Genomic DNA, 10,406 nt, shown 5'->3' on the forward strand with positions numbered 1-10,406 from the left:
ATACATGATATTTTAAGAATTTAATTATGATAATTGGAAATGGAATGATTGCTAATGCTTTTTCTTTTTTAGAGAAAGATAATAGCGTTTTAATTTTTGCCAGTGGTGTCTCAAATTCCTGTGAAACATCATCAGTAGCTTTTGGTAAAGAAAAAAAACTATTAATTAATGCCATCAATAAACATCTAGATAAAATAATTGTATATTTTAGCACATGTTCTATATTCGATCAAGGAATGCAGAATAGTGCCTATACAAATCATAAAATCAAAATGGAAAATTTAATAAAAAGTAAAAGTGCGAACTACATAATATTTAGATTGCCTCAAGTAATAGGAAGAGGTGGAAATAAATCTAATCTAATAAACTATTTATATGATAGAATCAATAGTTTTGTCCCTATTTCAATTTGGTCTGATGCATATAGAGACATTATCGATATTGAAGATGTGGTTAAAATTGTGATGTTTACTCTCAAGGATAAATGTATTGCAACAGAGATAAATATTGGATCAAATAAGCCCACAAAAGTACTTGACATAGTCAATATTATTGAAAATCTAATTGATAAAAAAGCCATTATTTCTATTATAGAGAAAGAAAGTTATGCAAATGGTTTTGATATATCTAAAATGCAACAGATTTCAAAAAAAATAAATATTGACTTTAATAATAATTATACAGAAAAAGTAATTGGAAAATATTATGATAAAAAATAATTTCAATATTGTTACTGTTTGTACACTAGACTATATTCACTATGCCATTTCAATGGCTGAAGCACTACATATTTATAATCAAAACATTACCGTCTCTATCGTATTATTGGATGTCTATTTAAATGATAATGATAGTACATTGAATAAAATAGAAAACAATAATATTAAAATAATTTTTATTGATGAAATAATTCACATAGAAAATATAAAAACTGTAATTAAATATTATAATATTTTAGAATTTAGTTGTATTGCAAAAATATATGCTCTTTACTACATTATTTTTACTCTTAATAATGAAACTTGTTTATATGTAGATGCTGATGTATCTTTTTATTCCAATATTGAAGACATCTTTAATAATAATTTTGCAGTAAATTTATCGCCTCATATATTAAATTTTATGGACAAAGAAGTTGCCCCAGAGAATTTGGAATTTTTTATTTCAGGTTTTATTAATGGTGGATTGATTTTGGTAAATAAATCTGAAAAATTAGAATCTATATTAAATTGGCTGAAAAGTACTACGAAAACCTATTGGTTTGTTGCTCCTTCCATGGGAATGTATGCTGATCAGATATGGCTTAGTATATTGCCATTGATGGATAAAGATAGTATAGGCTTAATCAATTCAAAAAGTTATAATGTTGCATATTGGAATTTACATGAAAGGCCGCTTACGCAAAAAAATAAAAAAATAATTCTAGCTGAAACTGGAGAATATCTGAAAATCTTTCATTTTAGCGGGTTTCCTTCTCCATATAATGGTAAATTATCAAAACACTTTAATCACAAGTTTGATGATGAAACAGAAAGAGTTGTAAAAAAACTATCTGAAGAATATGCAATATCACTTTTAAAATCTCTAGAAAAAACAAAATCATTTAACCTAAGCACATCTATCACATTTTCCGAAGAACCACTTACTATAAGACTTAAAAAAGCTGAAACAATATGGAATATAAAATTTTACACACCTTCCATTCCAAGAGGTTATTTCGAGAAATTTGGCAAAAAAATAGATAGATTAATACAGAAAGTCTCCGAAAAAATATGAGTAAAATAGCCTTAATTACCGGAATATCAGGTCAAGATGGTTCTTATCTTGCTGAGTTATTACTCAGCAAAGGATATGAAGTTCATGGCTTCATAAAACAGGAATCCCTAGAAGACAAGGAACATAAACTAAGTAATATATTACACATCCTTGATAGAATAGTTTTGCATCTTGGATCGATAGACAATCATTTATCTATCTACAAAGTGATTTCCAAAGTACTTCCAGATGAATGCTATCATTTAGCCGCTTCCAGTTTTGTCAGCTACTCTTTTGATGATGAATCATCCGTTTTATCTGCAAATTTTAATTCAACTCATTATCTTTTATCTAGTATAAAAGAGTTGTGTCCTGAATGTAAATTTTATTTTGCGGGTTCAAGTGAAATGTTTGGGGATGCCGATACTTGTCCTCAAAACGAAAGCACAAAATTTAATCCACGTTCGATTTACGGGATATCAAAACTTGCAAGTTATCATTTAGTAAGAAACTATAGAAAACAACATGGGATTTTCGCTTGCACAGGCATACTTTTTAATCATGAATCACCTCGACGAGGATATGAGTTTGTAACCAAAAAAATAATCTCATCTGCTGTTAAAATTCATCTCGGTCTTTTATATTCCATCGAATTAGGTAATATTGATGCAAAGAGAGATTGGGGCTATGCACCTGATTACGTGCAAGGAATGCATAAAATATTAAATCATAGTGATGCCGATGATTTTGTTTTGTCTACAGGAAAGCTTCATAGTGTTAGAGACTTTCTCGATATTGCTTTTTCATATTTTGATTTAGATTATAAAGAGTATTTAAAAATTAATCCACAATATTTTCGTCCCAATGAAACTATACCATTGCAAGGTGATTGCAAAAAAGCGAACTCATATTTAGGATGGAAACCAACAAAAGATTTTAACGAAATGATAATCGAAATGCTAGAACATGAATTAAAAAAGTTAAAAGGAACAAAATGAATATATTATTTACATCTCCAGTCTTAGAACATCCAGCAGCCGGAGGTCCCCAGCTAAGAGTTGAAAACTCTATTAAGGCTCTTTCTCAAATATCAAATATGTATATTATTTCACGAAACCCTCAACAAGCAATGGGCGGCGATGTTGCTGAAAAATTTTATCGATCTTTTTGTAAAGATTTTTTTTATACTCCTTCTGTTGCAAACTTATCTAACAATCGATATATTCGAAAACTACAACGAATTTATAAAAAAACTTTTTTTGATGATGCCGTGTATCTATTAAGTATGGTTGATGCGCTAAAGATTGATATTCTTTGGTTTGGATATGGAAATATTTCTTTTGATCTAATACAAAAAATTAAAACTATGCGACCTTCACTTAAAGTAGTATGCGACACAGATAGTGTATGGTCACGTTTTGTCCTTAGAGAGCTTCCTTATGAAAAAGATCCTAGTCGAATCGCAAAAATAAATGCAGATGGAAAAGCCAAGGAAGCAGAAGAAGCGGAATGGGTCAATCTTTGCGATATAACTACTGCTGTATCCGGTATAGATGCAGAATATTACAGCAATCTGGCAGCTGATAAAAACAACATTATGTTATTTTCAAATGTAATTGATATGGATACATATAAATATCCGCCACAAAAACCAAACGGATTTAAAAATCCTGCTATTTATTTAGCCGGTTCTTTTGGCCCAAAAAGTGCAATGGATAAAGCTGCTCGATGGTTTATAAACGATATTTTTCCTTTAGTCAAACATGAAATTCCTAATATCCATTTTTACATAGTTGGAAATGGATCAAAAGAAACTCTCGTGGATATTAATGATGCAAGTATAAGCATTATGGGGAAAATGCCATCCGTCCTACCTTATCTATGTAATTCGGATGTGTCACTTGTGCCACTTCAATTTGAATCAGGTACACGATTCAAAATTATGGAAGCAGCAGCGTGCAGAATTCCTATCGTTTCTACTACTTTAGGCGCAGAAGGAATACCCGTAGAAAATGAAAAAAATATTTTGATAGCAGATACTCCAAATGATTTTGCCAAAGCAGTCATCAGGTTAATCAACGATAAAACTTTTTCAAAACAAATAGCTGATAACTGCTATGATTTCATCGCAAAACACAATAGTTTAAATAGTTTAGTGGAAGAAGCAAAAAAAATCATAGAAAGATTAAACAAATGATCCAGGAAATTATGCATAATAGTAAATTACTATCGGTTATCATCCGTAGAAATTTTCAAAAAGATGGGATAGAATTCTTTACTCCGGATGACTTTTCCCAACAATTAGCTTATATGAAACGTCCAAAAGATTATGTTATTCCCCCTCATGTACATAATGCAGTAGTTCGAGAAGTACAGTTTACTAAAGAAGTTTTATTTATCAAAAGCGGGGTAGTTCGTGTAGATTTTTATGATGATGAAAAAAACTATCTTGAAAGTACAATTTTAAACACAGGTGATGTGATCTTACTTGCTTATGGTGGGCATGGTTTTGAGATGATAGAAGAGAGTGAAATCATTGAGGTCAAACAAGGTCCATACGCTGGAGAAATGGATAAAATACGATTTGAACCGATTAGTAAAGATCAAATAAAGGTCAATAAATGATTCCAGTAAATGAACCCCTACTAAATGGAAATGAAAAAAAATACCTCAATGAATGCATCGACACAGGTTGGATTAGTTCAGAGGGTCCTTTTATCAAAAAGTTTGAAGAGGGAATGGCAAGCTATGTCGGTCGCAAGTATGCTGTAGCTGTGACAAATGGCACTGCAGCTCTTGAAATGGCCGTAGAGGCTCTTGGGATTGGAGACGGTGATGAAGTCATTATGCCTAGTTTTACAATCATTTCTTGCGGTCAAGCCGTAGTCAAATCAGGAGCCAAACCAGTACTGGTCGATAGTGAATATGATTCTTTTAATATGAAAATCGAAGATATCGAAGCGAAAATAACTCCTAATACAAAAGCGATCATGATAGTGCATATCTATGGTCTCCCTGTTGATATGTGTCACATACTAGCACTGGCAAAAAAATACAATTTAAAAATCATTGAAGATGCAGCTGAAATGCATGGACAAACTTATAATGGTAAAATGTGTGGCAGTTTCGGAGATATTAGTATCTTTAGCTTTTATCCAAACAAGCATATTACAACTGGTGAAGGAGGAATGGTGCTTATAGATGATGAAGTATTATATGAGCGCTGCAAAAGTCTTAGAAATCTTTGCTTTTCACCCGATGGTAACAAACGATTTATACATGAAGAACTCGGATGGAATTTGCGAATGACAAATATTCAAGCAGCACTTGGTGTAGCACAACTCGAACGTATTGATGAATTCGTTGCTAAAAAACGATGGATTGGAAATATGTATCAAGAGCTACTTTCAGATATTAAAGCCGTAAATCTTCCTATTATAAAAAAAAATTTTGCAAACAATATTTATTGGGTATTTGCCATCACTCTCAAAGATAATTATCCCAAATCAGCAAAAGAAGTGATGAAAGAATTAGGAGCTAAAGGAATCGCAACAAGACCATTTTTTTACCCAATGCATAAGCAACCAGTATTCAATAAAATGGGACTCTTTCTGGATAATAATTTACCCAATAGTGAAAAACTCTACGAAAAAGGTTTTTATATTCCCAGTGGTATAGCTATCACAAAAGAGCAGATACGAGAAGTTTCAAAAATTATGCATGAAATTTTAAATTAAAATTACGTTTGTTGAAAGAATAGAGAAAATGATGAGATCCTTGGTTATTATCGGAAGAAGCCCAAACCTTACGTTTAAGCCAAATAGGGCGGATAGGCTATCTACATTCTTTAGGATTCCACCAAATGCTCTTTAATTCATATACATTTATCTTTGCTTTTTTACCTGTTATGCTATTGGGCTATTTTTGGCTCTTGAGACAAAGATTGATTCTAGGATCCAAAGTCTGGTTAGTTGGTGGAAGTATCTTTTTTTATGGCTATTGGAATATTGTTTATATACCATTATTGCTAGGAAGCATATTTGTAAACTTTTTTGTAGGATCGGCACTGGCTAATGATAAACCCTTAAAAGTCTCAAAAAGAGAGCTTCTTATCTTTGGTATACTCTTCAATATTCTTCTTCTGGGATATTTTAAATATACAGATTTTCTACTCGATAACTTCAATGGACTTTTTGGCACCGATGCACCATTACACCATATTATCCTTCCACTTGGAATCAGCTTTTTTACTTTTACCCAAATGGCCTTTTTGGTGGATGCGTATAAAGAGAAGGTAAAAGAGTATGACCTACTTAACTATATGCTCTTTGTTACCTATTTCCCTCATTTACTAGCTGGACCAATACTGCATCACTCTGAGATGATGCCCCAATTTATCAATAGGTGGAACTGGGCAGTGCGTTGGCGAAATATAGCCGTTGGATTATTTCTCTTCTCTATCGGATTGTTTAAAAAAGTCGTAATAGCTGATACGTTTGCTGATTGCGCAAACACTGGATTTGATGTAGCAACTACCCTTAATCTTGTTGAAGCATGGGCAACGAGTCTTAGTTATACACTTCAACTTTATTTTGATTTTAGCGGTTATACCGATATGGCAATTGGTATTAGTCTGATGTTTAATATACGGCTTCCTATCAATTTCAACTCTCCTTATAAAGCAAAAGACATTCAAGACTTCTGGAGACGTTGGCATATTACACTCTCTCGATTCTTGCGAGACTATATCTATATTCCACTGGGTGGTAATAAAGTTGGAAGATACCATAACTATAATAATCTCTTTGCCGTCTTCCTTATCGGCGGACTATGGCATGGAGCATCATGGATGTTTGTCATCTGGGGAGCACTGCATGGTATTGCAATTGTATTGCATCGTATCTGGAAAGATTTAGGACTACGGATGTGGGGATGGATGGGATGGTTTATCACGTTTAACTTTATCAATGTCACTTGGATATTTTTTAGAGCAAAAGACCTTGCATCAGTTGAGAAAGTACTTGGTGGGATGTTTGGTTTCGGTGGAATTGCATTGCCTCAAAAATTAGCAATAAAATTAAATTTTTTAGGAGCATATGGGGTTAAGTTTAAAGAACAGTTGTTTAGCAATATAGATGGTATGAATGATAAAGATTTGATATTAATTGTTGGAATAATTATATTGGTTGTCACAATGAAAAATTCTGGTCAATGGAGCAAAAAATTCAATTCAAATCTTCCGTATACTATAAGCACAGGATTTATTTTAAGCATTTCCATTATTGGATTAACTCATGTTAGTGAATTCTTATATTTTAGGTTTTAAATGAAAAAATCTGTTCTTTATACTTTATCTTTAACTACTATAGTTTATATATTATTGCAAATATTGTGTTATTTTTTTGACCCCTATGGATACAATAACCGTAAAAATAAGTTTGACAGTGATTTATGTTATACAAATAAACCTATAGTTTTAAACAATAAACTGGTTAGAAGTTCAGGTTATTTTCTTGTAGGTACCTCTAGAGTAATGAGAATAAATCCTTTGCTTGCTGAAAAATATACAAACAAATCAACATGTAATATCAATATTTCAGGTATAACAATAGCAGAAGAGTTCGAAGTATTAAAAAAAGTAAAATTAAAAAACTCTAATTTTATTGCTGGATTTGATGACTTTTCACTTAATGAAGATTATGCAAAGAGACCTGAAATTATTAATAGAGCAAAACAGTACCATGAAATACTAAAAGAAGATCATTACTTATTTAGTTTAGATGAAGTCTTACTTACTCTAAAAATAATTATAAAAAAAACTTTGCATAAAGACTACTTTGCTAGTGAAAAAAAAGAAAATACAACAAATTATCCGTTCACAGTTCAAGCAATCAAACATGACGCCGTTGATGGAGAATTAAGAAATTATCAGCCAGATTTTTCTGCTATTAAAGCTGTTGCTGAACTTGGTAAAAAAAATGATATCTTTATCATATTTCCAAAATATGAATACAACTACTTCATTTATAATCAACATGGAATTGATAAAAAATATTTTAATGCAGTAAAACTACTTTTAAAACATACTAATGCACAAGTATGGTCATTTTATGGGTTTAATTCAATCAATGCTAACAAAGATAATTTTGATACAAATGGTTATCATTTTAAGCCAAAAATTTCAAGATTGATATTTGCTCGAATTTTTAATGACAAGAATATATCAGTACCTTCTGATTTTGGAGTGAAACTTACAAATCAAAATATCGAAGACTATCTTAGCAACCTACAAGCTGAACAAGAAAAGTGGGAATTAACTCATCCTGAAGATATCGCTGAGTTAAAGAACCTAAAAACCAACAACGTAATTAAAGCAATAGTGCCCTACAATAAACAATAACTTAGCATTTTTTTATTAAAGACCTTTTTTGATAATATTGCATGAGTTAATAAAATTATTTTTTTAGGACTAGTATGAATCAATTTGGGGATCTTTATTCACAATATTATGATTTACTTTACAGTGACAAAGACTATAGTCGTGAAGTAAATTATATTGATAAACTAATTAAAGCTCATACAGATAAAGCATTAACTTTGCTAGATATGGGATGTGGAACCGGTAAGCATGCGGAGCTATTGTGTGAAAAGGGGTACAGGGTTCATGGTATAGATTTGAGTACTGAGATGCTCAATATTGCAGAACAAAGACGCCAAGGAAAAGAAGAAAACCTAATTTTTAGCCATTCAAATATTACTGAACTAAATCTTGATAAAACTTTTGATGTTGTTGTGTCACTTTTTCATGTAATGAGTTATCAAAATTCAAATCAAGATCTTATAAAAGCTTTTGAAGTGGCGAAAAAACATCTTAAAGATGGCGGTATTTTTATTTTTGATTTTTGGTACGGACCGGCAGTACTTACCGATCTACCTACCACCAGAATTAAACGATTGGAAAATAATTCTATAAAAGTGACTAGAATAGCTGAACCAGTCCTTCATCCTCAACAAAATATTGTTGATGTCAACTATAATGTATTTATTGAAGACAAACAGACAAAAGAAGTATTAGAAAAAAAAGAGTTTCATCCTATGCGCTATTTTTTCGATACTGAACTTGAACTAATTTGCCAATCAGTAAACTTTTCAATTGAAGCAAAACATGAGTGGATGAGCGATAAAAATCCTAATTTTAACAGTTGGAATGCAGTTTGGGTGCTTAAGAAATGAACATTGGCGTAGTTTTTGAAGGAAACCTCCAAGGTGGTGGTGGATATCAACAACAAATTTCAACTATTTTAGAACTTCAAATAATTAATAGATATTATATTATAGCGTTCGTGTTTTCTGAAGAAAATAAAAATATTTTAGAACTCTATGGACTTAAAGCCATTCATATTAAAAGTAAGTTAATCGATAAAGTCATTAAATTTATTAATCGCCTTGAGATTTATCACCCATTCGCTAGAAAAGTACAGATTAAATCTTTGTTCGAAAAAGCACTTGACGCTAATAATATTGATTTAGTTTATTTTTTAACACCTTCTTTCCTCTCACTTGAACTACAAACGCATAATTATATTATCACTCTCTGGGATTTATGCCACAGGGATACACCAGAATTTCCAGAAGTAAATTACTTTCGAGAATTCGAAAATAGAGAGTTACTTTATACAAAAAGCCTAAAAAAAGCTGTTGCTATTTTAGTAGATAGTTCACTAGGAAAAGATAATGTAGTACAAAGATATTGCGTTAATGAGAATCGTGTTTTTATAGCTCCCTTTGCACCATCTGTCAATGCGTTCGTAGATAGCAATATTAATGTTAAAACAAAGTATAAAATTCAAAGCGACTATATTTACTATCCTGCACAGTTTTGGTCGCATAAAAATCATGTTTATATTATCGATGCTATTGCTATTTTAAAATCAAAAGGGATTATCCTTACAGCTATTTTTAGTGGCTCTAATAAGGGCAATCTAAATTATGTGCTTGAATATGCACATAATTGTGGGGTTAATGAATTAATAAAATATATTGGATTTGCCCCTAATGAAGAGATTTATTCATTGTACAAAAATGCACTTGCGATGGTTATGCCTAGCTATTTTGGACCAACAAATATTCCACCGCTTGAAGCATTCGCCATCGGAACACCTGTAGTCTATTCAGATTTAGATGGGTTACGAGAACAAGTAGGTAATGGTGCATTACTATGCAATTTAAAAAATTCAGAAAGTTTGGCAAATCATCTAATGGCTTTGAGGAACTCTGAAGAATTGAGAAATGAAATGATTCAAAAAGGCTCTAAAAGACTAAGTGAATTGCAAAAATCAAGTATTTTGGATGTCTTAGGCGAAATATTTGATGATTATGCCATTAAGTTAAAATGCTGGAAACATCAATGCAAAGTGATGTAAAATATGCTCAAGTCGGCTCACTAGCCAATAAGATTTTTAAAATTTCTTACCTAGAAAAACCTCTTATCTCAATCATCACTGTTGTCTATAATTGTGAAAAACATATTGAAAAAACCATCCAAAGTGTTATAAATCAAACCTACGATAATATCGAATACATAATCATAGATGGTGGAAGTACCGATGGGACACTTGATATTATCCATAAATATAAAGACAAAATAAATT

At 31.4% G+C, this 10,406-nt stretch carries 11 protein-coding genes; all 11 read left to right on the forward strand.

Annotated elements, in window-relative coordinates:
* Nucleotides 1-26: 26 nt before the first annotated feature.
* Nucleotides 27-719, forward strand: a complete 693-nt coding sequence (locus JZU62_RS00630; RefSeq protein WP_295010919.1) for an NAD-dependent epimerase/dehydratase family protein — start codon at nucleotides 27-29, stop codon at nucleotides 717-719.
* Nucleotides 706-1,776, forward strand: coding sequence for a hypothetical protein (locus JZU62_RS00635; protein WP_295010921.1), 1,071 nt, complete (start codon nucleotides 706-708; stop codon nucleotides 1,774-1,776). The genes JZU62_RS00630 and JZU62_RS00635 overlap by 14 nt, the downstream gene beginning before the upstream one ends.
* A complete protein-coding gene (locus JZU62_RS00640; protein WP_295010923.1) occupies nucleotides 1,773-2,753 on the forward strand; it encodes a GDP-mannose 4,6-dehydratase in 981 nt (326 codons plus the stop codon). Before JZU62_RS00635 ends, JZU62_RS00640 begins: the two co-directional genes overlap by 4 nt.
* Complete coding sequence (locus JZU62_RS00645; protein ID WP_295010925.1) at nucleotides 2,750-3,952, forward strand: glycosyltransferase; 1,203 nt, start codon at nucleotides 2,750-2,752, stop codon at nucleotides 3,950-3,952. Before JZU62_RS00640 ends, JZU62_RS00645 begins: the two co-directional genes overlap by 4 nt.
* Nucleotides 3,949-4,380 (forward strand): hypothetical protein, encoded by a 432-nt coding sequence (locus tag JZU62_RS00650; RefSeq protein WP_295010927.1) that lies wholly within the window; start codon nucleotides 3,949-3,951, stop codon nucleotides 4,378-4,380. Before JZU62_RS00645 ends, JZU62_RS00650 begins: the two co-directional genes overlap by 4 nt.
* The gene (locus tag JZU62_RS00655) at nucleotides 4,377-5,492 is read left to right on the forward strand and encodes a DegT/DnrJ/EryC1/StrS family aminotransferase (protein ID WP_295010929.1); all 1,116 of its coding nucleotides are present in this window, start codon (nucleotides 4,377-4,379) and stop codon (nucleotides 5,490-5,492) included. Before JZU62_RS00650 ends, JZU62_RS00655 begins: the two co-directional genes overlap by 4 nt.
* A 125-nt stretch (nucleotides 5,493-5,617) precedes the next feature.
* Nucleotides 5,618-7,081: an MBOAT family protein gene (locus tag JZU62_RS00660; protein WP_295010931.1), complete on the forward strand. Its 1,464-nt coding sequence runs from the start codon at nucleotides 5,618-5,620 to the stop codon at nucleotides 7,079-7,081.
* Nucleotides 7,082-8,155, forward strand: coding sequence for a hypothetical protein (locus JZU62_RS00665; RefSeq protein WP_295010933.1), 1,074 nt, complete (start codon nucleotides 7,082-7,084; stop codon nucleotides 8,153-8,155).
* 74 nt (nucleotides 8,156-8,229) lie between these two features.
* The gene (locus JZU62_RS00670) at nucleotides 8,230-8,988 is read left to right on the forward strand and encodes a class I SAM-dependent methyltransferase (RefSeq protein ID WP_295010935.1); all 759 of its coding nucleotides are present in this window, start codon (nucleotides 8,230-8,232) and stop codon (nucleotides 8,986-8,988) included.
* Nucleotides 8,985-10,178, forward strand: a complete 1,194-nt coding sequence (locus tag JZU62_RS00675) for a glycosyltransferase family 1 protein (RefSeq protein ID WP_295010937.1) — start codon at nucleotides 8,985-8,987, stop codon at nucleotides 10,176-10,178. Before JZU62_RS00670 ends, JZU62_RS00675 begins: the two co-directional genes overlap by 4 nt.
* The coding region (locus JZU62_RS00680) for a glycosyltransferase (RefSeq protein ID WP_295010939.1) at nucleotides 10,163-10,406 on the forward strand (244 nt) is incomplete at its 3' end. The genes JZU62_RS00675 and JZU62_RS00680, both read left to right, overlap by 16 nt.

It is taken from the genome of Sulfuricurvum sp. (assembly GCF_019163035.1).
GTDB lineage: Bacteria > Campylobacterota > Campylobacteria > Campylobacterales > Sulfurimonadaceae > Sulfuricurvum.